At 39.9% G+C, this 24,057-nt stretch carries 16 protein-coding genes; 13 read left to right on the forward strand and 3 right to left on the reverse strand.

The features are described 5' to 3' along the window. From csm4 to csm6 (H8S88_RS04325), 4 genes are read left to right on the forward strand one after another with little or no spacing between them, the layout of a single operon-like run. A complete protein-coding gene (gene csm4 / locus H8S88_RS04310; protein WP_236127981.1) occupies positions 1–906 on the forward strand; it encodes a type III-A CRISPR-associated RAMP protein Csm4 in 906 nt (301 codons plus the stop codon). Beyond that, a complete protein-coding gene (gene csm5, locus H8S88_RS04315; RefSeq protein ID WP_236127982.1) occupies positions 903–1,985 on the forward strand; it encodes a type III-A CRISPR-associated RAMP protein Csm5 in 1,083 nt (360 codons plus the stop codon). The genes csm4 and csm5 overlap by 4 nt, the downstream gene beginning before the upstream one ends. Then, entirely contained in the window at positions 1,982–3,139 is a 1,158-nt protein-coding gene (gene csm6, locus H8S88_RS04320) for a type III-A CRISPR-associated CARF protein Csm6 (RefSeq protein ID WP_236127983.1), read from the forward strand. The genes csm5 and csm6 (H8S88_RS04320) overlap by 4 nt, the downstream gene beginning before the upstream one ends. A gap of 16 nt (positions 3,140–3,155) precedes the next feature. After that, entirely contained in the window at positions 3,156–4,445 is a 1,290-nt protein-coding gene (gene csm6, locus H8S88_RS04325; RefSeq protein WP_236127984.1) for a type III-A CRISPR-associated CARF protein Csm6, read from the forward strand. Positions 4,446–4,557: 112 nt separating this feature from the next. Here the strand turns inward: csm6 (H8S88_RS04325) and nrdF are convergent, their stop codons facing one another. The 3 genes from nrdF to nrdH form a co-directional block, all read right to left on the reverse strand. Beyond that, positions 4,558–5,517 (reverse strand): class 1b ribonucleoside-diphosphate reductase subunit beta, encoded by a 960-nt coding sequence (gene nrdF, locus H8S88_RS04330; protein WP_037608336.1) that lies wholly within the window; start codon positions 5,515–5,517, stop codon positions 4,558–4,560. A 123-nt stretch (positions 5,518–5,640) separates the two neighbouring features. Then, on the reverse strand, positions 5,641–7,800 hold the full coding sequence (gene nrdE / locus H8S88_RS04335) for a class 1b ribonucleoside-diphosphate reductase subunit alpha (RefSeq protein WP_236127985.1): 2,160 nt from the start codon (positions 7,798–7,800) through the stop codon (positions 5,641–5,643). 132 nt (positions 7,801–7,932) lie between these two features. Further along, positions 7,933–8,151, reverse strand: a complete 219-nt coding sequence (gene nrdH / locus H8S88_RS04340; RefSeq protein WP_006596951.1) for a glutaredoxin-like protein NrdH — start codon at positions 8,149–8,151, stop codon at positions 7,933–7,935. Between the two features lie 430 nt (positions 8,152–8,581). Here nrdH and H8S88_RS04345 point away from each other — a divergent pair, with 430 nt between their 5' ends. The 9 genes from H8S88_RS04345 to atpB all read left to right on the forward strand — a co-directional run bounded on the left by H8S88_RS04345 (position 8,582) and on the right by atpB (position 24,052). After that, the gene (locus H8S88_RS04345) at positions 8,582–8,845 is read left to right on the forward strand and encodes a phosphocarrier protein HPr (RefSeq protein ID WP_006596636.1); all 264 of its coding nucleotides are present in this window, start codon (positions 8,582–8,584) and stop codon (positions 8,843–8,845) included. A gap of 2 nt (positions 8,846–8,847) precedes the next feature. Beyond that, entirely contained in the window at positions 8,848–10,581 is a 1,734-nt protein-coding gene (ptsP, locus tag H8S88_RS04350) for a phosphoenolpyruvate--protein phosphotransferase (RefSeq protein ID WP_048789642.1), read from the forward strand. Positions 10,582–10,967: 386 nt separating this feature from the next. Continuing rightward, the gene (gene glgB / locus H8S88_RS04355; RefSeq protein WP_236127986.1) at positions 10,968–12,869 is read left to right on the forward strand and encodes a 1,4-alpha-glucan branching protein GlgB; all 1,902 of its coding nucleotides are present in this window, start codon (positions 10,968–10,970) and stop codon (positions 12,867–12,869) included. A 117-nt stretch (positions 12,870–12,986) separates the two neighbouring features. Next, positions 12,987–14,129: a glucose-1-phosphate adenylyltransferase gene (locus H8S88_RS04360; RefSeq protein ID WP_048789644.1), complete on the forward strand. Its 1,143-nt coding sequence runs from the start codon at positions 12,987–12,989 to the stop codon at positions 14,127–14,129. Further along, complete coding sequence (gene glgD, locus H8S88_RS04365) at positions 14,119–15,255, forward strand: glucose-1-phosphate adenylyltransferase subunit GlgD (protein ID WP_236127987.1); 1,137 nt, start codon at positions 14,119–14,121, stop codon at positions 15,253–15,255. The genes H8S88_RS04360 and glgD overlap by 11 nt, the downstream gene beginning before the upstream one ends. Continuing rightward, a complete protein-coding gene (gene glgA / locus H8S88_RS04370) occupies positions 15,255–16,682 on the forward strand; it encodes a glycogen synthase GlgA (RefSeq protein ID WP_048789646.1) in 1,428 nt (475 codons plus the stop codon). Before glgD ends, glgA begins: the two co-directional genes overlap by 1 nt. Before the next feature lie 301 nt (positions 16,683–16,983). Beyond that, a complete protein-coding gene (locus tag H8S88_RS04375; protein WP_236127988.1) occupies positions 16,984–22,830 on the forward strand; it encodes a ZmpA/ZmpB/ZmpC family metallo-endopeptidase in 5,847 nt (1,948 codons plus the stop codon). Positions 22,831–23,102: 272 nt separating this feature from the next. Then, entirely contained in the window at positions 23,103–23,303 is a 201-nt protein-coding gene (locus H8S88_RS04380) for a F0F1 ATP synthase subunit C (protein ID WP_006596628.1), read from the forward strand. A 32-nt stretch (positions 23,304–23,335) separates the two neighbouring features. Next, a complete protein-coding gene (gene atpB / locus H8S88_RS04385) occupies positions 23,336–24,052 on the forward strand; it encodes a F0F1 ATP synthase subunit A (protein WP_126404016.1) in 717 nt (238 codons plus the stop codon). The last annotated feature ends 5 nt before the right edge of the window (positions 24,053–24,057 follow it).

Raw genomic sequence — 24,057 nt, forward strand, 5'->3', positions numbered from 1 at the left:
ATGACCTATAAGATGTATATTATGAACTTCCATACTGCTCACTTTGGTGCAGGTACTCTGGATAGTTCTAAAATGACTTTTGCAGCTGACCGCTTATTTTCTGCCTTAGCTATTGAGGCAAAAAAAATGGGAAAAATGGAGGAATTCGTGTCAATAGCGGGTCAAGATGAATTTGCTTTGACTGATGCCTTTCCTTATCTGTCAGGTCCATTTTTACCTAAGCCGATAGGATTTCCAAAGTTTGAACAGCCAGACTTAACAACGGATGTCAAGGAAGTAAGACGTCAAGCGAAAATGGCAAAGAAACTTCAGTTTATCCCTTTGGATAAATTTGATTCTTATGTAAATGGGACGCTTTTTAAAGATGAAGAACACGTAGTAACAAATATTGTCACTAAAAACCAACCTCATGTAGATGGAAATCTTTTCCAAGTGTCTACTGTTAGATTTAGAGATGACTCTTGTCTTTATGTGATTGCAAACGAGTCTGAGCTCTTGAATGAACTCTTTACAAGCTTGCAGTATACAGGAATTGGTGGGAAGCGTTCCAGTGGCTATGGACAATTTGATTTGACTATATTAGATTTACCAGATGGCTTCAAAAATCGTCTTACCAAGGTCTATCAAGGACCTGTCATGACTTTGACAACTGCTCTACCAATCGAAAAGGAACTTGAATATGCTATGGAAACTGGTTCCTATTTACTAAGTAAATCAAGTGGTTTTGCTTTTAGTACAGAAACCAATGAAAATTACCGTAAGCAGGATTTATATAAGTTTGCTTCTGGCTCTACTTTCTCTGAAACCTTTACAGGACAGATTGTGGATGTAAGACCTCTTGATTTCCCACATGAAGTATTAAATTATGCTAAACCACTATTTTTTAAGATGGAGGGAGAAAGATGAAAACAGAATATAGAACTTTTCAATTCAGCCTTCTTTCTATGGCTCCTATCCATATTGGCAGTGGTGATAAGTACACTTCTCGTGAATTTATATATGAAAATGGGTACTTTTATTTCCCTGATATGGGTAAGTTTTATAATCGAATGGTGGAGAAAGGTTATGATCAGAAGTTTGAGCGCTTCTTACAAGAGAGAAAGGCAAGAGCCAGTAATAATCGTTTGATTTCCTTTTTACTGGATAACCGTATTTCTGACCGTGATTTTGGTGGTTATAGGATTAAAGAGACAGGTTTGGAAACTGAAGAGAATGATAATGATTCCAAATTAGGTGCTATTAATGAAGTAGTAAAGTTTATGAGAGATCCGTTTGGGACTCCATATATTCCTGGAAGTTCATTAAAGGGTGCTATTCGAACTATTCTAATGAACACAAATCCTGACTGGAACAATAAAAAGGTGGTTGATACTCGTGGTAAACGTCCTAAGGAAAATAAAAATATGATCTCCTGGGGAGCTAAGAAGGGTAAAGAATTCAATGACTTATTTAATGCCATTCGTGTTAGTGATAGCAAACCATTTAGTAATGAGAGTCTTATTTTAGTTCAAAAATGGGACTGCTCAGCTAAGTCACTAAAAGTAAAACCTTTACCTCTATACCGAGAAGCTATTGCTCCTTTGACTAAAGTAGAGTTTACAATTACCACAACGACAGCAGAAGCGGCATCTTTAATTGAAAAACTTGAAGATAAGGCACTAGAGTTTTATAAGGGTTATAAAAACTTTTTCCTAAAAGATTTTCCGGAAGATAAGATCCAAGATAATATTGACTATCCTATATACTTGGGTGCTGGTAGTGGAGCCTGGACAAAAACAATTTTTAAACAAGCAAATGGAATCATACAAGACCGCCACAGGAAACCGGTACAAACTAAGATGAAGGGTAAAGGTGTGTTAAAGCTTACAAAAGCCCCTATCCTAAAGCAAGATGACTCTGTTCAGCCTTCCAAATTAATAAAAAATGATGAATCCTTCTATGAAATGGGGAAGGCAAACTTTATGATTAAGGAGATTACTAAATGAAGGTTTTGATTTCAGCAGTGGGGAATACGGATCCAATCCGAAATTTTCACGATGGAGCCTTAGTTCATATTGCGAGAAAATACCGTCCGGATAAGATTATTATTGTTTTTTCTGAGGAACTGATTCGTAAGAAAGATGATATTGAGAAAGTAATTCGTTCTATTGATAGTCAATACGTCCCAGAAATTGTATACCATGAGCCAATCATTTTAAACAATGAAGTACATATTTTTGATACCATGTTTGATCAATTTGATGCTATTATACGAGAGTATTATACAAAAGACGACGAATTTATTCTTAATCTTTCAAGTGGAACTCCTCAAATAAAATCAGCTTTGTTTGTTCTTAATAGACTAAGTGAAATCAATGTCAAGGCAGTACAAGTTCCAAGTCCTGAAAAAAAATCGAACGCTGGAGTTGGGCATGATGATTCAGAAGATATTGATGCACTAATTGATACAAATATAGATAATAAGCGGGACTTTGTCGATCGAACTATTGAAGATACTTCAGATAAGTTTAAGCAAGGCTTAATGAAAAAAACTTTACGTGATTTTATTAAGAAATATGATTATAAAGCTAGTTTAGAGCTAGCAAATCAACTGCCTGACTTCCCTGGTTTGAAAAACTGTCGCAAAAAGTTACAAGATATTGTGGATTCATTAGATAGGCAAGATATACCTCAACTCCTCCAAAAGAAAAAATGGAGTGAAGAACAGAAAAAAGTACTAAATGCCTATTTGACTATTGATTTACAAAAAGAACGTGGTAATTTTAGTGAAGGTTTGATTAGAATTAAAAACCTTACAGAATTTATCTTAGAAGACTATATTAAAAATCGTTATCCAGAATTTCTGGATAATTACGTGAATGAATCAGAGAAATATTACCTCGGGATTCAGGATTATAATAAGATTCTTCAAATAAAAGATCGGACATTGTATGACAAAATCAAACCGATTTTGAGAATAAACAAAACACGAAATACAGTAGCCCATCGATTAGATTCTATAAAAGCTGAAGACTTAAAACAGTTAGGTCCTGTTCTAAAAACCTTAAAAGAACTAGTCAAGGAACAGTATCCACTCACTGAGAAAGATTTTAATTTTTACAAGGACTTAAATAAGGAATTATTAGAATTACTGAAATAATGAGAGGTAGAATATCTTGGAAATTTTGATTTCAGCAGTTGGAACGACAGATCCGATAAGCAATAATCGAGATGCAGCTTTATTACATATTGCTCGAACTTACAGACCCGAACAGATTGTTTTGGTTTATAGTGAGGAAATGTTAGTAAAAAAAGATCTTGTTGAGAAAGCATTATATTCAATAGAGGGTTATCATCCTAAAGTGGTTATTGAATCAATCATATTGAAAAATGATGAAGTCTATCTATTTGATAAAATGTATGAAGTGATGGGACAGATTATCGAAAAATATTCTGGAACAGATGAGCAATTAATCTTAAATCTCTCCTCAGGGACACCTCAGATTATTTCTGCTTTATTCGCCTTAAATCGAATTAATGATTATAATACGCAAGCTATACAGGTTGCAACACCTAACAAATCAGCAAACAGAAAGTATGTGCCACTTACAAGTGAAGACGAACAAAGGTTATTTGATGACAATATGGATAACCAAAAAGATTACGAAAATCGTACAATCAAAGATGAAGCAGAGAAGTTCAGTCATTCTTTGTTAAAACGTCATTTGAGAAGTTTACTGGTATCTTATGATTACCAAGCTGCTGAAAAAATTATCAATCAAAAGCAGTATCATGCTTTACTGCCCAAGAAAGACTTATCTCGTTTACGAAATTTACTAAATGATTTTGTAAAAGTCTTTAAAAATCAAGGTCTACTTTCAGAAATTCAGCACTACCCCCTTTCAGATGTTGAAAAGAAGGCTCTCAATTACTTTTTAATGATTGAAGTTCTGAAAGAAAGAGGACAAGTAGCGGATGTTTTAATTAAGTCCAAATCATTTGTTGAATTTATCCTTGAAGAAAAGATCAAGGAGGAGCACCCTGATTTAATCAAATTTGAAGGGAGCCTGCCGAAATTAAATGAAGAATACGAAGATTTTGAAAATCTTCTACTTTATTTAGATTCTGAATTTAAACAAATGAGAGATTTGAAAGAAGTCGAGGAAATTATTTATCCTTATCAGTCTACTTTAAATCTATTGTCCTACACGAATATCTTAAGCTATTATCAAGCGTCTCCAGATTTATTGAAGTCACTATCAGTGATTACGAATTTAAATGGAGAACGAAATAAGGTGGCTCATGGATTGTCAGAAATTGATAGTCGATTAATAGGTCGGAAAAAAATGAATGAAGTAATTGCAGCGTTACGCAATATTTTGCAGGATAGTTTTGCGATTGATAATAGATATTTTAATTATTACCAAGAAAAAAACGAAGAAATGCTCACATTGCTTCGAAAATAATGAATATCAGAATTACTTGCTAGGTGTGATTTTACGATCCATACAAGCTCTAAGATATCATTCCCCAAAAATGATCAACAAAAAAACCTTTCCAGATGGAAAGGTTTTTGTCTTATAATCCGTAGTTGTAATCGTCATCCTGCATGGCTTCTACTTCACCGAGAAGATAACCATTTCCGACTTGAGAGAAGAAGTCGTGGTTGGATGTACCGGTTGAGATCCCGTTCATGACGATTGGGTTGACATCATCCGCTGAGTCAGGGAAAAGGGGATCTTGTCCCAAATTCATGAGGGCTTTGTTAGCATTGTAGCGAAGGAAGGTCTTGACTTCCTCTGTCCAACCTACACCGTCATAGAGGCTCTCTGTATAGCCTTCTTCGTTTTCATAGAGGGTGTAGAGCAAGTCATACATCCATTCTTTAAGTTTTTCTTGTTCGTCTTCTGGTAATTCGTTAAATCCAAGTTGGAACTTGTAGCCGATATAGGTTCCGTGAACAGATTCGTCCCGAATGATCAACTTGATGATTTCTGCCACGTTGGCCAATTTGTTGTTTCCAAGATAGTAGAGCGGTGTGAAGAAACCAGAGTAGAAGAGGAAGGTTTCAAGGAAGACGCTGGCTACTTTCTTTTCTAGAGGAGTGCCATTGAGGTAGATCTCGTTGATGATTTCTGCCTTCTTTTGAAGGAAGGGATTGGTATTGGTCCATTCGAAAATCTCTTCGATTTCTGACTTGGTATTCAAGGTAGAAAAGATAGAAGAGTAAGACTTAGCATGGACAGATTCCATGAATTGGATGTTGTTAAAGACAGCTTCTTCATGAGGAGTACGAATATCCGCACGAAGGGCTTGCACACCCGTTTCAGACTGCATGGTATCGAGAAGGGTTAAACCTCCAAAAACTTTACCAACAAGGTCTTTTTCCTTGTTAGACAGCTTTCTCCAGTCGTCCAAGTCGTTTGACAAAGGAATACGTGTATCCAACCAGAATTGTTCGGTTAGCTTTTCCCAAGTAGATTTATCGATGACATCCTCGATGGCATTCCAGTTAATGGCTTTGTAGTAAGTTTCCATTTGAAATCTCTTTCTTTTTCTAATTCATTCGATCATACAATCATTATTATTCTAACACAATTGTTAGAATACTGCACAAAAAGTCGGCGAACCGACTTTTTGGTAGCAATGGATCAGAGTGTCTTAGATGACACAGCTTTCACATTGGTTCGCGCCAACTTCTCCACCATCATCGGTAAAGGTACGGACGTAGTAGATAGACTTGATTCCCTTGTTAAAGGCGTAGTTGCGAAGGATAGACAAGTCACGAGTGGTTTGTTTGTTTTCTGTTTTCCATTCATAAAGCCCTTTTGGAATATCACTGCGCATGAAGAGGGTGAGTGAAAGACCTTGGTCTACGTGCTCAGTTGCGGCAGCATAGACATCGATGACTTTACGCATATCCATGTCGTAGGCAGAAGTGTAGTAAGGAATGGTTTCCGTCGACAATCCTGCTGCAGGGTAGTAGATCTTCCCGATTTTCTTCTCTTGACGTTCTTCAATCCGTTGTGTAATTGGGTGGATAGAAGCAGAGACGTCATTGATGTAGCTGATGGAACCATTTGGTGCGACAGCCAAGCGGTTTTGGTGGTAAAGACCATCTGCCTTGACTTTATCACGGAGTTCTGCCCAGTCTTCTGCACTAGGAATAAAGATATCTTTAAAGAGCTCTTTGACGCGATCAGATTTTGGTACAAATTCTCCAGTCGTGTACTTATCAAAGTAGCTACCGTTGGCATAGTCTGATTTTTCAAAGTTGTGGAAGGTAACACCACGTTCACGCGCGATGTTGTTTGATTCTACGAGAGTCCAGTAGTTCATGAGCATGAAGTAGATACTTGTGAACTCAACAGATTCAGGTGATCCGTATTCAATCAATTGTTGCGCAAGGTAGCTGTGAAGTCCCATAGCTCCAAGTCCGAACGAATGCGCCAGTTTATTTCCGTGGTCAATTGTTGGAACGGCCACGATATGAGAGCTATCTGTAACGAAGGTTAAAGCACGAACCATGGCACGAATCGAACGACCAAAATCAGGTGAAGTCATCATGTTAACCACGTTGGTTGAACCAAGGTTACATGAGACATCGGTTCCCATTTTAATGAATTCTTGAGCATCGTTGATCAAGCTTGGCTCTTGAACCTGGAGGATCTCTGAACACAAGTTACTCATGATGATCTTGCCATCAACAGGGTTGGCCCGGTTAGCAGTATCGATGTTAACTACATATGGGTAACCAGATTCTTGTTGCAATTTAGAAATTTCAGTTTCCAAATCACGGGCCTTAATTTTTGTCTTGCGGATATTTGGATTAGCAACTAACTCATCGTATTTTTCAGTGATGTCGATGTAGTTAAATGGCACTCCGTATTCACGCTCTACAGAATATGGGCTGAAGAGATACATTTCTTCATTCTTACGAGCCAACTCGTAGAACTTGTCTGGCACGACGACACCAAGTGAAAGGGTCTTAACACGAACCTTTTCATCGGCATTTTCTTTCTTAGTAGAAAGGAAGGCGATAATATCTGGGTGGAAGACATTGAGGTAAACCACCCCAGCCCCTTGGCGTTGTCCTAATTGGTTAGAGTAAGAGAAGCTATCTTCGAAGAGTTTCATGACTGGTACGACCCCAGAAGCGGCTCCTTCATAGCCCTTGATCGGTGCGCCAGCTTCACGAAGGTTGCTGAGGGAGATTCCAACCCCACCACCGATACGAGACAGTTGAAGAGCTGAGTTGATAGAGCGTCCGATCGCATTCATGTCGTCGGTTACCTGGATCAAGAAACAAGAAACCAATTCCCCACGGCGAGCACGTCCAGCATTTAAGAAAGAAGGAGTAGCTGGTTGGTAGCGTTGGTGAATGATTTCATTTGCGATGTCTTTAGCAATTTCTTCATTTCCATCCGCAAAGTAGAGAGCATTGAAGAAGACGCGGTCTTCCATGCTTTCGAGATAGTACTCTCCATCATTTGTTTTCAGAGCATACTGGTTATAGAATTTATAGGCAGCCATGAAGGACTTGAATTGGAAGTTTTGGTTTTTGATAAATTGGGCCAATTCTTCTAAAAATTCAGGACGGTACTTCTGAATGAAGGCTGTTTCGATATAGTTGTGTTCAATAAGGTAGTTGATTTTATCCGTTATTGAATCAAAGGCCATGGTATTTGGCACAACATTTTCTTTGAAGAAAGCATCCAAGGCTTCTTTATCTTTATGAAGCATGATTTGACCGTTAACTGGACGGTTGATTTCATTATTAAGACGGAAGTAGGTTACGTCTTCAAGTGATTTTAATCCCATAATGTTCCTTTTTCTAATTCAAAAACAAAGGGGAGGCAAGCTCCCCTGTACAAGTAAAAGGGCCAGGGGAACACCGTAGTCGAGAACTACAGTAATCCATTCCCTAGACCAATCAGATCCTGTTTGATAGTTTTAAGATAATTTCTTGAGCTTAGCTGGTTGGAAGCCAGAGAAGACTTCATCTGCTGTTTGGATAACTGGCGCAGCATTGAAACCAAGGTTCTTCACATGGTCTACAAACTCAGGTTGCTCATCTAGATTAATTTCACGGTATTCAACGTGATTGGTATCTAAAAAACGTTTGGTCATTTTACATTGAACGCAATTATTTTTTGAATAAATTGTCACCATAATGTGATCTAACTCCTCTAAATTCATAAATCTGTTTCTAGTATAAACAAAAGGTTTTTCCTTGTCAAGAGTTTTAACTAAATATTGTGCACATAAATTAACTATATCGAAGGATACCACAATATGTAGTATTGTAAGAATTAGTGAAAATTGAGGAAAACGTGATAAAATATAGGTTTTTTAAGTCAAAGGAATTCGAACCATTTTCCTAAAATTCTATATACTGTGTCCATGAAAGCAATTCTATTTATTTAATAGAAGAAAGTAAAAAAGTAGTTTAAAAGAAGAGAAAAAATGAGTGCTTCCTGTAAGTATTTTCAGTAAGTGTGTGATAAAAATCTTGAAAAATAATGAAGAAGATGATATAATAGCAAATTGTAAGGGTTATCACAGATAACTCAAAAACTAATTTTAAAAGGAGAGTCAAACTATGGCTTCTAAAGATTTCCACATCGTGGCAGAAACAGGTATCCACGCACGTCCAGCAACTTTGTTGGTTCAAACTGCTAGCAAATTTGCTTCAGATATTACTCTTGAATACAAAGGTAAATCAGTTAACTTGAAATCAATCATGGGTGTTATGAGCCTTGGTGTTGGTCAAGGAGCTGACGTTGTAATCTCAGCTGAAGGTGCTGACGCTGATGATGCTCTTGCAGCAATCGCTGAAACAATGGAAAAAGAAGGATTGGCATAAACATGACAGAAATGCTTAAAGGAATTGCAGCATCTGATGGTGTTGCCGTTGCTAAGGCATATCTACTTGTTCAACCCGACTTGTCATTTGAAACAATCTCAGTTGAAGATACAAATGCAGAAGAAGCTCGTTTGGATGCAGCTCTTGAAGCTTCACAGAACGAGCTTTCTCTTATTCGGGAGAATGCAGTAGCGAGCCTTGGTGAGGAAGCGGCACAAGTATTTGATGCTCACATGATGGTCCTTTCTGACCCTGAAATGGTTGGTCAGATCAAGGAAACAATTCGCACGAAGAAGGTGAATGCTGAGGCTGGTTTAAAAGAAGTCACAGACATGTTTATCACCATCTTTGAAGGAATGGAAGATAACCCATACATGCAAGAACGTGCAGCAGATATTCGCGACGTGACCAAACGTGTTCTTGCAAACTTGCTTGGTAAGAAATTGCCAAACCCTGCAACCATCAATGAAGAAGCAATCGTGGTTGCGCATGACTTGACTCCATCCGATACCGCTCAATTGAACAAACAGTTTGTTAAAGCCTTTGTTACAAACATTGGTGGACGTACAAGTCACTCAGCTATCATGGCGCGTACACTTGAAATTGCAGCGGTTCTTGGTACAAACAACATTACAGATCTTGTAAAAGATGGTGATGTGTTGGCTGTATCTGGAATCACTGGTGAAGTGGTCATCAACCCAAGTGAAGAACAAATTGCAGCCTTTAAAGCAGCTGGTGAAGCTTATGCCAAACAAAAAGCTGAATGGGCTCTTTTGAAAGATGCCAAAACTGTTACTGCAGATGGCAAACACTTCGAGTTGGCTGCTAACATCGGTACACCTAAAGATGTTGAAGGTGTGAACGAAAATGGTGCAGAAGCTGTTGGTCTCTATCGTACTGAATTCTTGTACATGGATTCTCAAGACTTCCCAACTGAAGATGACCAATACGAAGCATACAAAGCAGTTCTTGAAGGTATGAATGGTAAACCTGTTGTCGTTCGTACAATGGATATCGGTGGGGATAAAGAACTTCCTTACTTCGATCTTCCTAAAGAAATGAACCCATTTTTGGGTTACCGTGCGTTGCGTATCTCTATCTCTGAAACAGGTAACCAAATGTTCCGTACACAATTGCGTGCTTTGCTTCGTGCATCTGTTCACGGTAAATTGCGGATCATGTTCCCAATGGTTGCTTTGTTGACAGAGTTCCGTACAGCTAAAGGTATTCTGGAAGAAGAAAAAGCGAAATTGGTTGCGGAAGGTGTTGCCGTTGCTGACGACATCGAAGTAGGGATCATGATCGAAATCCCAGCAGCAGCGATGTTGGCTGATCAATTTGCCAAAGAAGTTGACTTCTTCTCAATTGGTACAAACGACTTGATCCAATACACCATGGCTGCTGACCGTATGAACGAACAAGTTTCATACCTTTACCAACCATATAACCCATCAATCCTTCGTTTGATCAACAATGTGATCAAAGCAGCTCACGCTGAAGGTAAATGGGCTGGAATGTGTGGTGAGATGGCTGGTGACCAAACAGCTGTTCCTCTTCTTGTCGGAATGGGCTTGGATGAGTTTTCTATGTCAGCTACATCTGTCCTTCGTACACGTAGCTTGATGAAGAAACTTGACACAGCTAAGATGCAAGAATACGCCAATCGTGCTCTTACTGAATGTTCAACTATGGAAGAAGTGCTTGAACTTTCTAAAGAATACGTGAACGTAGACTAATTGATCTTAAAAATCTGATAAAAGTTATCACCTTGGAAGAGGTGGTAGCTTTTTTATTTTAAACCTGTATTTGTTTCTTTAAATGAAGTAGCTGAACAAAAATGGAGTAGGTGTTGCTATATCAAAACAAAAAATTTAAATTTTCCAAAAAATTTCGGAAATAGGTTTAATTACAATTATTTTTATAGTATAATATTGGAAAGATAGTTTGAAAACTGAACAATTATGAATCTGCTTTAGGAAATTTCAGGGAAACAATGAAAGTTTCAAATTCTTTTCATAATTTTTCATCGTAATATTCAAGAAAAAATCTTGAATATTTCAACTATTTATAGTAGAATAATATTAATAGGAAGCGCTTACATAAAAGCGAGAGAGGTGAGTGAATGGATACGAAACAAGCATTGTATACATTTGGAACCGGTGAGAACTTTCATCTTCAACATTATCTAGGGGCTCATAAAGAGCAAGTAGATGGTGTGGAAGGGTATAGTTTCCGTGTATGGGCTCCAAATGCTCAGGCAGTACACCTGGTAGGTGATTTCACCCAATGGGAAGAAAATGAAATTCCTATGGTAAGAAACGAAGCTGGTGTTTGGGAAGTTTTTACAACTGCACCTCAAGTTGGCGATATCTATAAGTTCCATGTTACAAGACAAAATGGCCACCGCTTGATGAAGGTGGATCCTTTAGCAGTTCGCATGGAAAAACGTCCAGGAACAGGAGCGGTCATTACAGATATTCCAGAGAGGAAATGGAAAGATGGACTCTGGATGGCTAGACGGAGAAAACTTGGCTTTAGATCTCGTCCAGTAAATATCTATGAAGTTCATGCCGGTTCTTGGAAACGCAACGAAGATGGAAGCCCTTATTCGTTTGCTCAGTTGAAGGAAGACTTGATTCCTTACTTAGTAAAAATGAACTATACCCATGTGGAGTTCATGCCAGTGATGGCTCACCCGCTTGGATTAAGTTGGGGCTACCAATTGATGGGTTACTTTGCCTTAGAGCATACCTACGGAACACCGGAAGAGTTTCAGGATTTCGTTGAGGCCTGTCACTTGAATAACATCGGGGTGATTGTGGACTGGGTGCCGGGTCACTTTACCATCAATGATGATGCCTTGGCTTATTACGATGGAACACCAACCTTTGAATACCAAGACCATCATCGTGCCCACAACTATGGTTGGGGAGCAATGAACTTTGACCTAGGGAAAAACCAGGTCCAATCCTTCCTTATCTCTAGTGTGAAGTTCTGGATTGAGTTTTATCATTTGGATGGAATCCGGGTCGATGCGGTCAGCAACATGCTTTACTTAGACTACGATAGTGGTCCATGGACACCGAATATTGATGGTGGAAATCTCAACTATGAGGGGATCCATTTCCTTAAGCGGATGAATGCTGTGATTAAATCAGAACATCCGGATGTCATCATGGCAGCGGAGGAAAGTTCATCTGGCACCAAGATCACTGGTCCAGAAGAGTATGGCGGTTTAGGATTTGACTACAAGTGGAATATGGGCTGGATGAATGATATCCTTCGCTTCTATGAGGAAGATCCTATTTATCGGAAATTTGATTTCAACTTGGTGACCTTTAGCTTTATGTATGCCTTCTCTGAAAACTTCTTGTTGCCATTCTCTCATGATGAAGTGGTTCACGGGAAGAAGAGTCTCATGCATAAGATGTGGGGAGATCGCTATAACCAGTTCGCTGGCTTGCGAAACCTCTTGACCTATCAGATTTGTCACCCAGGTAAGAAATTGCTCTTCATGGGTTCAGAGTTTGGCCAATTCTTAGAATGGAAGTCTGAAGAACAGCTAGAGTGGTCCAATCTGGATGATGACATGAACCGCAAGATGCAAGAGTTTACTTCACAGCTCAATCAATTCTACAAAGACAACAAGATGCTCTGGGAAATTGATGATAGCTATGATGGTATTGAGATTATTGATGCAGATAATCGAGATCAAAGTGTCTTGACCTTTACTCGTAAGGATAAAAAAGGAAATCATCTGCTTTGTATCTTTAATATGGCACCAGTAGAGCGCAAGGACTTTACAGTCGGCGTCCCTGTTGCTGGGGTCTATGAAGAAATTTGGAATACAGAACTAGAGAAATGGGGAGGTGTCTGGAAAGAGCACAACCAGGAAGTGAAGACTCAAGAGGGATTATGGAAAGATTATCCACAAACTTTGACCTTCACCTTACCGGCTCTTGGAGCCAGTGTATGGAAAGTGAAACGAAAACTTCGTTCCAATGTGTCTAAAACAAAAAAATAGTTGTTGGTGATCAACTGATCGCAGTCTATGATCCCATTCCTAACTTTGTAGAAGAAGTTACAGAACCTCTCCTCAGAAGTGGGAAGAAGGTCTCGTCAATCCAAAAAGGAGTAATCAATGAAGAATGAAATGCTAGCTCTGATCCTTGCTGGTGGGCAAGGAACTCGCCTTGGAAAACTCACTCAAAGCATTGCCAAACCTGCAGTGCAATTTGGTGGACGTTATCGTATTATTGACTTTGCCTTATCCAACTGTGCCAACTCAGGTATCCACAATGTTGGCGTGATTACTCAGTATCAACCGCTTGCCTTAAACAACCATATCGGAAATGGTTCCAGTTGGGGTCTTGATGGTATTAATACTGGGGTTTCTATCCTTCAACCTTATTCTGCAAGTGAAGGAAATCGTTGGTTTGAAGGAACAAGTCATGCGATTTTCCAAAACATCGACTACATCGATAGCATCAATCCAGAGTACGTGTTGATCCTTTCTGGAGACCATATCTACAAGATGGACTATGACGACATGCTTCAGTCTCACAAAGATCACAATGCCAGCCTTACAGTAGCTGTATTGGATGTGCCTTTAAAAGAAGCTAGCCGTTTCGGAATTATGAATACGGATGCCAACAATCGAATTGTCGAATTTGAAGAAAAACCTGCAGAGCCAAAATCAACAAAAGCTTCTATGGGGATCTACATTTTTGACTGGTCTCGTCTTCGCAACATGCTAGTGGCTGCAGAGAAGAGTGACATCGATATGTCTGACTTTGGTAAAAACGTTATTCCAACTTATCTTGAATCTGGAGAAAGCGTCTATGCTTATGAATTCAAGGGCTATTGGAAAGACGTGGGGACTATTGAATCTCTCTGGGAAGCGAATATGGAATATATTGATCCAAACAATGCCTTGGACAGCCGGGATCGTCACTGGAAGATCTATTCTCGTAACTTGATTTCACCACCAAACTTATTTGGCGAACATGCCCATATTGAAGATTCCTTGGTAGTGGATGGCTGCTTGGTAGACGGAACAGTAAAACATTCTATCTTGTCTACGGAAGCACAAGTTCGTAAAGGTGCAGTCGTTGAAGATTCTGTCGTCATGAGTGGTGCCATTATCGGTCAAGGTGCTGTGATTAAACGTGCTATTATCGGTGAAGGAGCAGTTGTTTCAGAAGGTGTTGTCATCGATGGAACGGAAGAAGTACAAGTCGTTGGATATAACGAAAAAGTGGGGGTAGCAACAGATGAAGATTGATAAGTATTCAGCTATTTTAGGAAACACAGTAGGCTTCCATGATATGTCATCATTGACAGATCATCGTCCTGTTGCCAGTCTGCCATTTGATGGAAAATATCGCTTGATCGACTTCCCGCTTTCTAGCCTCGCTAATGCAGGAATTCGAAGTGTATTTGGTATCTTCCAGCAAGAAAATATCAGTTCTGTCTTTGACCATATTCGCTCTGGTCGTGAGTGGGGCTTGTCAACCCTCTTGAGTCACTACTATCTCGGTATCTACAACACTCCAGTAGAAAGTTCAAACGTTGGCAAAGAATACTACGAGCAACTCTTGACCTATTTGAAACGCTCTGGTTCAAACCAGACAGTCGCTCTGAACTGTGACGTCTTGGTGAATATTGATTTGAACCAGGTTTTCCATTTGCATAATACCATTGATGCACCTATTACAGTCGTATACAAAAAGATGCATCAACGGGATATCTCAGAAGTAAATGCAATCTTGGATATTGATGAGACAGACCATGTGAATGGTCAAAAATTGTTTGAAGGCCAAGATCCTGAAGCACTTTACAATATGTCGACCGACATCTTTATTGTGGACACTCCTTGGTTGATTGAAAAATTGGAGCAAGAAGTTCATAAGGAACATCCAGAAAAACTGCGTTATATCTTACGTGATTTAGCGGTTGAATATGGGGCATTCGCTTTTGAATACACTGGCTATATTGCTAATATTCACTCTGTTGAATCCTACTACCGCGCTAATCTTGACATGTTGGAAACTCAGAAATTCATGTCTCTCTTCTCACCAAATCAAAAGATTTATACCAAGGTGAAAAATGAAGAGCCAACTTACTATGCGACTGGTTCGCAAATTAAGAATTCGCAATTTGCCTCAGGAAGCATTGTCGAAGCTTTGGTACATGATTCTGTCATCTCTCGTCGTGTTCATCTCCATAAGGGGGCAGAAATTCGTAGCAGTCTTTTGTTCCCAGGTGTTGTTGTTCACGAAGGAGCAGTCGTAGAGCATGCGATTCTTGATAAGGGCGTCGTAGTTGAAACTGGTGTTACCATTCGTGGAACCAAAGAGGCACCTCTTGTAATTAAAAAAGGTGCTGTGATTACAGAGGATATTGGATAATGAAATTATTGTTTGTTGCCGCTGAAGGAGCTCCCTTTTCAAAAACAGGGGGCCTAGGAGATGTGATTGGAGCACTTCCTAAATCCTTGGCTAAAAAGGGACATGATGTTCGTGTCGTCCTCCCCTACTATGACATGGTAGAGGCGAAATTTGGCGACCAAGTTGAAGATGTGCTACACTTCGAGACCAGAGTTGGATGGAGAAGTGAATACGTTGGTGTGAAACGCATCTATCGTGATGGTGTTACTTTCTATTTTATTGATAACCAGAAATATTTCTTTAGAGGGCATGTCTACGGAGATTTTGATGATGGGGAGCGCTTTGCCTACTTCCAATTGGCAACGCTGGAGATGATGGAACGAGTAGACTTTATTCCAAATATCATCCATGTTCATGATTATCATACTGCCATGATTCCTTTCCTTCTTAAGGAAAAATACCGTTGGATTCAAGCTTACAATGGTATTAAGTCTGTCTTGACCATCCATAATCTAGAGTTCCAAGGTCAGTTTGACCCAGGAATGCTGTGGGATTTGTTTGGAGTTGGATTTGAACGCTATGAAGATGGGACACTTCGTTGGAAGGATTGCTTGAACTGGATGAAGGCCGGGATCCTCTATGCTGATCGTGTGACCACTGTTTCACCAAGTTACGGTTATGAAATCATGACGGCTGAATATGGTTGCGGACTCGATCAAATCTTGCGGATGGAATCTGGTAAATTAACGGGGATTGTGAATGGAATCGATACAGACCTCTACAATCCTGAAACAGACCCGCTCTTGACCTATCATTTCAGTCAAGATGATTTATCAGGGAAAGCAGCAAGTAAGCGAGCTCTTCAGGAACGTGTCGGACTTCCGGTACGTGATGATGTTCCCTTGTTTGGAATTGTTTCTCGTTTGACCCGCCAAAAAGGCTTTGACGTGGTGGTTGAAGAACTCCACAATCTTCTACAAAAGGATATCCAAATCGTTCTTTTGGGTACAGGAGATCCTGGCTTTGAGCAAGCCTTTGCTTGGTTTGGCCAAGCTTATCCAGATAAACTTTCTGCTAACATCATGTTTGACGTGCAGTTGGCGCAAGAAATCTATGCCGCTTCGGATGTTTTCTTGATGCCAAGTCGTTTTGAACCATGTGGACTATCTCAAATGATGGCCATGCGCTACGGTACCTTGCCATTGGTTCACGAGGTAGGGGGATTGCGTGATACAGTGCAAGCCTATAATGTCATCAATGGCAGTGGTACTGGATTTAGCTTTAACAACCTATCTGGTTATTGGTTAAACTGGGCTGTCGATCAAGCTTTGACAGTCTATACTCATGATAAGAATGCTTGGTACGGTCTTCAAAGAGAAGCCATGAGTCGTGATTTCTCTTGGGATACGGCTAGTCAACACTATGCGGATCTCTATCAGTCTTTGTAAGATAAATCTCTAAAAACGCCTATTTTGAACTGACCACAAAAGTTAGACAGAAAAATCTGACTCTTGGGGCCGGTACATTTTAGGAGTTTTTTGTTGCTAAGAAAGGAAAAGGAGCTACTTACATATAGGAAGCAAAAAGGGAAGAAATCTGAGTAAGATGAGTTGCTAAAAGATGCGAAAAAAGATAAGATAGATAAAGGTAAAAAATCACGGGAAGCGTTTTAGGGGAAGTGTCATTCCTCTCCAAACATAAATGTGACTTCCTATGATTTACAAATATTACTATGTAGGAAATTATAGGATGAAACAAAGAAGACAAGCTTTTGAAAAGATTACCAAGTATTCGATTCGGAAATTATCCGTCGGAGTAGGTCCGGTTGCTATTGGAGCCCTTATTTTTGCAGGGAGTGTATTAGGAGCACCTTCTGTACAAGCTGATCAATTCACGGCAGAAGCGACAGTTCATTTGGGGTATGTCACGGAAAATGAGTTGACACCTGAGGAACAAGCTCAGGTGATTCGTGCAATTCCTGAAGAATATCAAAATGAAGATACCTTTTATCTGGTGTATAAGAAAAAAACACCTAGTCAAGGGCTACTACCACAAACAGGGACGACCGAATTGGCGATTGCTGGCCTTAGTTTAGCGACTGCCTCTTTAGCAGTTCTTTTGCTGTCCAAAAAGCATCGTAAAAAAGTAATGGGACTCCTATTAATTGGTTCCATGGGGCAAAGTCTGCTCTTATCTATTGATGCCGCAGCCTTGCAAAATATTGAATTAGCAAGCTACAATCAAACTCTTTCAATTGCAAGCAGTAAAGAACTAGCCAATGGTGTCATTCCGATTGAAGGCTATGACTATGTTGGCTACCTTCGTTGTCCAGTTGATCCAAGAGCTACAGGCCAAGAACCTCATGTAAGAGTAGAGGAAAAGCCAGTATCCCAACCTGCAACAGAAGGAAAGACTCTATCTCAGGTAACACCTGAAGAGGGTCCTGCATTCCCTATAGTGGACAAGCCAAACGTTGAAGTTTCAACAGAAATTATTCCGTTTGAAACGGTAGAACAAGCAGATCCTACTTTAGCAAAAGGTCAAACAGCAGTTTTAAGAGTTGGACAAAATGGTGAACAGACTGTTTTTACAGAAGTAAGTACGGTAAATGGTCAGGAAGTTCGCAAGGTAGTTGAAAGCAAGGTTACTAAAGAACCAGTTTCACAAATTCTTGCTGTCGGGACCAAGGAGGATGTTCAACCAAGTTCACAACCTGCCCCAATAGTCACAGCTAAGGGAACTCAGGAAGAAGGTCATGTGGGAGAAGCGCCTGTTCAGCCGGAAGCCCCAGCCTATACCGGTGTGGTTGAAGCTAAGGGAACGCAAGAAGAAGGTCATGTAGGAGAAGCGCCTGTTCAACCGGAGACTCCATCCTATACAGGTGTCGTTGAAGCTAAGGGAACTCAGGAAGAAGGCCATGTCGGCGAAGCTCCCGTTCAACCAGAGAATCCAGCCTATACCGGTGTTGTCGAAGCCAAGGGAACGCAAGAAGAAGGCCATGTCGGCGAAGCCCCAATTCAACCGGAGAACCCAGTTTACCAAGCGACCGAAGGGACAGTGACGGAGACAGAAACGGTAATCCTTCCATATGAAACAGAGTATGTAACGGATGCCAATCGTTACACAGATGAAGAAAGCCTTCTTCAGAAAGGCGAGGCTGGTAGCCAGGAAATTCGTCGTGTTTATAAAACAGTCAATGGTGAGAAGATTGGAGAGCCCCTCAGTACGACAACTGAAACGGTAAAAGCTCCTGTGACAGAAAAAATTAGTCGTGGAAGTAAGGCGATTGAAGGCCAAACAGAGGATGTTTCGTTTGAGGATATTCCATTTAAGACGGTAACCGAACAAGATGGCACCCTGCTAAAAGGAACCGAAAGGGTTTCTCAAGCCGGTAAGAATGGGAAGAAGAAAATCACCAAGGTTTACAAGACCATCAAGGGGGTTAAAACGGCAGATGCTCCAACGGTTTCGGAAGAAGTAGTTGAACAGGCCCAAGATCGGATCATTCAAAAAGGGACCAAAGAACTTGAAAAGCCAACCTTAACCTTGACCCAGGTCGAGAAGGAAGAATTGAAGCGTAGTGCTAAAGCTACTTATCGTTTGGACAAACCAGACGGTGTGACCATCAAGTCTATCCAGGCTGTATTGAAGAAGGGTGATCAAGTGGTTAAAACGTTTGCCCTTTCAGAGACGGACTTAGCAGCTGCCTTAGCGGACTTGGACTACTACAAGGATTATACAATCACAACGACCATGGTCTATGACCGTGGAAACGGAGACGAAGAAGAAGTTCTTAAGGAAGAACCGCTAAGACTTGACCTTAAAAAAGTTGAAGTCAAAAACATCAAGGAAACCAGTCTGATTAGCGTGGATGACCAAGGCCTTGAGACTGATCGTAGCCTCTTGTCGGAGACACCATCAGATGTGAAGCCTTACTACTTAAAGGTCACCACCCATGAAAATAAGGTTACGAAACTAGCTGTTGATAAAATTGAAGAAGTTACTGTAGATGGAAATAAACTATACAAAGTAACTGCTAAAGCACCAGATTTGATTCAACGTACTGCAGAGAATCGTTTCACTGAAGAGTATGTACACTATTTACCTAAGCCAAAAGCTCACGAAGGTGATGTTTACTACGACTTTAATGAACTTGTAAAAGCTATGCAAGCCAATCCGACTGGTACATTTAAACTTGGTAGCAATATGAATGCTAATAATGTACCAGCTGCTGGCAAATCTTATGTAACCAATGCCTTTAAAGGTTCATTGGGAAGTACTGATGGCAATAAATTTGCCATTCATAATATCACTAGACCATTATTTGGAAACATTGAAGGTGGATCTGTCAAGGATCTCTTATTAGAAAATGTAAATATTGATATGCCTGGAGTTGATCGAGTAGCTCCAATTGCCAATGTCATCAAAAACAATGCAACTATCGAGAATATCAAAGTAACAGGAAATGTTGTTGGTAATAATGATGTGGCTGGTATTATCAATAAAATTGATGGTAGTGGAAAAGTAAGTAATGTCGCCTTTATCGGTAAACTTCACGCTGCCGGCAATAGAGGAGGCTATTTAGCTGGTGTTCTTGGTGAAAACTGGAAGGGTGTTGTTGAGAAAGCCTACGTTGATGCTGAAATTACTGGTAATAAAGCAAAAGCTGCAGGTCTAGTCTATTCATCTCAAAATGGTGCTAATAACTACACGGTCGGTAAAGAAGGGGTCCTCAGAAATTCAGTTGCTAAAGGTTCTATCGAACTGAAAGAAGCTGTTCAATCTGGTGGATTGCTGGGTACCAACTGGGCCTTGGGTACTATTGAAGACAACATCACTATGATGAAAGTCAAAACAGGTGAGATGGTATTTGGTCACTCAGATATTGATGCTGACGACTACTTCACCTATTCAAGAACCAAACGTAATTATAGTGTTGATGGTGTGAGTGAAGGTAAAAAATCCTTTAACAACTCCCGTAAAATTCCAAGTATCTCACTAGCAGAAGCTGAACAGAAAATTGAAGCAATGGGAATCACTGCTGATAAATTTACCAGCAGCAAACCTATTGAAGACAAGCTCAATAACAGTCTTAGCAAAGATGATCAATACAAGGCAATCACTGCTTACGATGCGACTCGTGAGCTAGCTTACCGCAATATCGCTAAACTTCAACCTTTCTATAATAAAGAGTGGATTGTCGATCAAGGAAATAAACTGGCTGCAACTAGTCCTCTCTTGACCAAGGAAGTCTTGTCTGTGACCTCTATGAAGGGCAATGATTTTGTCACTGAACTAGCTGATGCCGACCACATCCTGATCCACTACGCAGATAAGACCAAAGATGTCTTCAGCATTTCACCGAAAGAGTCCAAGGTCAAACAAGTCAAAGAGTACAGTGTAGCGGAGCTCGGTGAAGTAGTCTACACGCCGAATATGGTGGACAAAGATCGTAGTGATCTCATTGGTGCCATCGTAGGGAAATTAAGTCCTATAGAATTACAATCAGATCCTATCTACACACATCTTGGTCGAACAGGGCCAAACAAAGTCAATGCTATTAAGAACCTTTACCTCGAAGAAAGTTTCCAAGAAGTCAAGGACAATCTGACTCACTTTGTCAAACAACTGGTTGAAAACCAAGACCATCAATTAAACACGGATGAGGCTGCCAAACGTGCTCTTATCAAGAAAGTTGATGACAACAAGGCCGCTGTTCTTTTGGGTCTCTCTTACCTCAACCGCTATTATGGAGTGAAGTTTGATGATGTCAATCTTAAGCAGCTCATGTTGTTCAAGCCAGACTTCTATGGGAAGAATGTCGATGTTTTAGACCGCTTGATCGAAATTGGTTCAAAAGAAGACTACATCAAAGGGACTCGTACCCATGATGCTTTTCGAGAAGTAGTTGCTAAGCATACTCGCTCTGGAAATCTCAATGATTTCTTGCAATACAACATGGAACTCTTCACAAAAGAGACAGACTTGAACGATTGGTTCATCAAAGCAACCAAAGACAATGTCTATATTGTCGAGCCTGAGACGACCAATCCAGCATTCGCATCTGCTAAGCATAGAGCCTATGAGGGCTTAAACAATGATGTTCACGGTAAAATGATCTTGCCACTCTTGAACTTAAAAGATGCCCATATGTTCTTGATTTCAACCTATAACACCATGGCCTATAGTTCATTTGAAAAATATGGTAAGAATACGGAAGCAGAGCGGAATGCCTTCAAAGCTGAAATCGATAAGGTGGCTAAAGGACAACAGAATTACCTAGATTTCTGGTCACGTCTATCTTTAGATAAAGTCCGTAATCAGCTCTTGAAGAGCAATAATATGGTGCCGACCCCTGTTCTTGATAACCAAAACTATAAAGGTATCAGTACCGACCGTTATGGTCATACAAATGGTGGTAAAGATGTGGCACCTATCCGTGAATTGTATGGTCCGACCGACCGTTACCATGCGACTGATGGTCGTATGGGAGCTGTAGCTCGCGTTTATGCCAATCCATATAAAGATGACTCTGTCTTCTTTATGGTGACGGATATGGTTAGTGATTTTGGGGTTTCTGCCTTTACCCACGAAACGACTCACGTTAATGACCGCATGGTTTATCTAGGTGGCTCAAGACACCGTGAAGGAACAGATCTTGAAGCATTTGCTCAAGGAATGTTGCAAACTCCATCCGTATCAAATCCAAATGGTGAATACAAAGCCCTTGGTCTCAACATGGCTTATGAACGTCCAAACGATGGAAATCAATGGTATAACACTAATCCAAATGATCTGACTTCACGCGAGGAGATTGATCGCTACATGAAGGGTTATAATGATACCCTCATGCTTCTGGATTACCTAGAAGGAGAAGCAGTCCTCAATAAAGCAAATCAAGATTTAAACAACGCTTGGTTCAAGAAAGTAGACAAACAATACCGAGGAAATAATACCAAGAATCAATTCGATAAGGTACGTCCTTTGAGTGATGAGGAAAAGGCTATTCCATTACGTACAGTAGATGACCTAGTAACTAACAATTTCATGACCAACCGTGGCCCAGGTAACAGAGTTTATAATCCATCTGACTTTGATTCTGCTTATGTCACTGTTCCAATGATGTCTGGTATCTATGGTGGAAATACTAGTGAAGGTGCTCCTGGAGCTATGTCATTCAAACATAATACTTTCAGAATCTGGGGTTACTATGGCTATGAAAAAGGCTTCCTAAACTATGCTTCTAACATGTTAAAAGCTGAATCTAAAAAAGCTGGTAAAGATACTCTAGGGGATGATTTCATCATTAACAAGATTTCTGATGGTACATTCAGTACCCTTGAAGATTGGAAGAAAGCATACTTCAATAAAGTGGTGACCAGTGCTAAAAATGGAATGCAGGCTATTGACATCGATGGGAAGACGTACAGTAGCTATGAAGACTTGAAACGTGCATTTGCTGAAGCAGTTGATAAAGATAAGGCTACCCTAAGTAACGGCTCTGTCAAGTTTGACAATACGGTTTCACTGAAAGAAAAAGTCTTTAAGAAATTGCTGCAACAAACTGACAGTTTCAAAACCTCTATTTTTAAATAGGAAGAAAATGCTCATCTGCTCGTCAGGTGAGTTTTTTCTATACTTGGTAATAATGCCTCCTCTCTTGATAAAAATAATATAAATTTGTGTGAAATACAAAAATAGACAAAGTGTCTAAAAATAATTAGAATCTTTTGAACGCTAGTGGCAAGAGGAATTTTAAAAGTGATGACAGATTCGCAGTAAAACGTTTTCTTTCTAGGCAAACATTTGACTATTATATCTTTTAGGAGTAAACTAAGGGAGTAAAATTAATTTAAGGAGAATTCATCATGAATTTAACATTTTTAGGTCTTTGTTTTGCCTGCTTCGGCGTATCCATTGCTGAAGGATTGATTATGAGTAATCTTTTCAAAGCTGCTTCTCGTCAACCAGAGATTATCGGTCAATTACGTAGCCTTTTGATCCTCGGGATCGCCTTTGTAGAAGGTACCTTCTTCGTAACCTTGGCCATGGCCTTCGTTATTAAATAGACTTCTCTATTTAGGAAAGGAGGTGTCAAACCTTGGAAGAAAGTGTAAATCCAACCCTAAATATTGGACCTGTATCCTTTGATTTGACCCTACTTGCCATGTCTCTTGTAACCGTTCTGATGGTCTTTGCCTTTGTCTATTGGGCAAGTCGCAAAATGACCCTCCGTCCCAAGGGCAAACAAAATGCTCTTGAGATGATCTATGATTTTGTCATTAGCTTTACCAAGGGAAACATTGGAGAGCATTATATGAAGAATTATTCTTTATTCTTGTTTTCTCTTTTTATGTTTATTTTGGTGGCCAATAATATTGGCTTAATGGCAAAAATTCAAACAACAAATGGTTATAACTTGTGGACTTCCCCAACGGCTAACCTCGGATACGACTTATCTCTCTCCTTTATGATCACCTTGATCGCACATATAGAAGGGGTTCGTCGTCGAGGCTTTAAGGAATATTTGAAGGCTTTTGCAACTCCTGGTTTTATGACCCCAATGAACCTCCTAGAAGAGGTGACCAATTTTGCTTCCTTAGCAATTCGGATCTACGGGAATATTTTTGCCGGTGAAGTATTGGCAGGCTTGCTCTTAGCCTTGTCTCAACAAGCCTTTTATTGGTATCCAGCAGCCTTTATCGGAAGCATGTTATGGACAGCCTTTTCGATTTTCATTTCATGTATCCAGGCCTATGTATTTACCATGTTGTCATCCATGTACATAGGTAAAAAAATAAACGGTGAGGAAGAGTAAGTAGA

Source organism: Streptococcus sp. GS001, from assembly GCF_021595565.1.
GTDB lineage: Bacteria > Bacillota > Bacilli > Lactobacillales > Streptococcaceae > Streptococcus > Streptococcus xiaochunlingii.

Coding starts and splice junctions, on each gene's coding strand:
- csm4 (WP_236127981.1), top strand. CDS start 1: ATGACCTATAAGATGTATATTATGAACTTCCATACTGCTCACTTTGGT.
- csm5 (WP_236127982.1), top strand. CDS start 903: ATGAAAACAGAATATAGAACTTTTCAATTCAGCCTTCTTTCTATGGCT.
- csm6 (WP_236127983.1), top strand. CDS start 1,982: ATGAAGGTTTTGATTTCAGCAGTGGGGAATACGGATCCAATCCGAAAT.
- nrdF (WP_037608336.1), bottom strand. CDS start 5,517: ATGGAAACTTACTACAAAGCCATTAACTGGAATGCCATCGAGGATGTC.
- nrdE (WP_236127985.1), bottom strand. CDS start 7,800: ATGGGATTAAAATCACTTGAAGACGTAACCTACTTCCGTCTTAATAAT.
- nrdH (WP_006596951.1), bottom strand. CDS start 8,151: ATGGTGACAATTTATTCAAAAAATAATTGCGTTCAATGTAAAATGACC.
- H8S88_RS04345 (WP_006596636.1), top strand. CDS start 8,582: ATGGCTTCTAAAGATTTCCACATCGTGGCAGAAACAGGTATCCACGCA.
- ptsP (WP_048789642.1), top strand. CDS start 8,848: ATGACAGAAATGCTTAAAGGAATTGCAGCATCTGATGGTGTTGCCGTT.
- glgB (WP_236127986.1), top strand. CDS start 10,968: ATGGATACGAAACAAGCATTGTATACATTTGGAACCGGTGAGAACTTT.
- H8S88_RS04360 (WP_048789644.1), top strand. CDS start 12,987: ATGAAGAATGAAATGCTAGCTCTGATCCTTGCTGGTGGGCAAGGAACT.
- glgD (WP_236127987.1), top strand. CDS start 14,119: ATGAAGATTGATAAGTATTCAGCTATTTTAGGAAACACAGTAGGCTTC.
- glgA (WP_048789646.1), top strand. CDS start 15,255: ATGAAATTATTGTTTGTTGCCGCTGAAGGAGCTCCCTTTTCAAAAACA.
- H8S88_RS04375 (WP_236127988.1), top strand. CDS start 16,984: ATGAAACAAAGAAGACAAGCTTTTGAAAAGATTACCAAGTATTCGATT.
- H8S88_RS04380 (WP_006596628.1), top strand. CDS start 23,103: ATGAATTTAACATTTTTAGGTCTTTGTTTTGCCTGCTTCGGCGTATCC.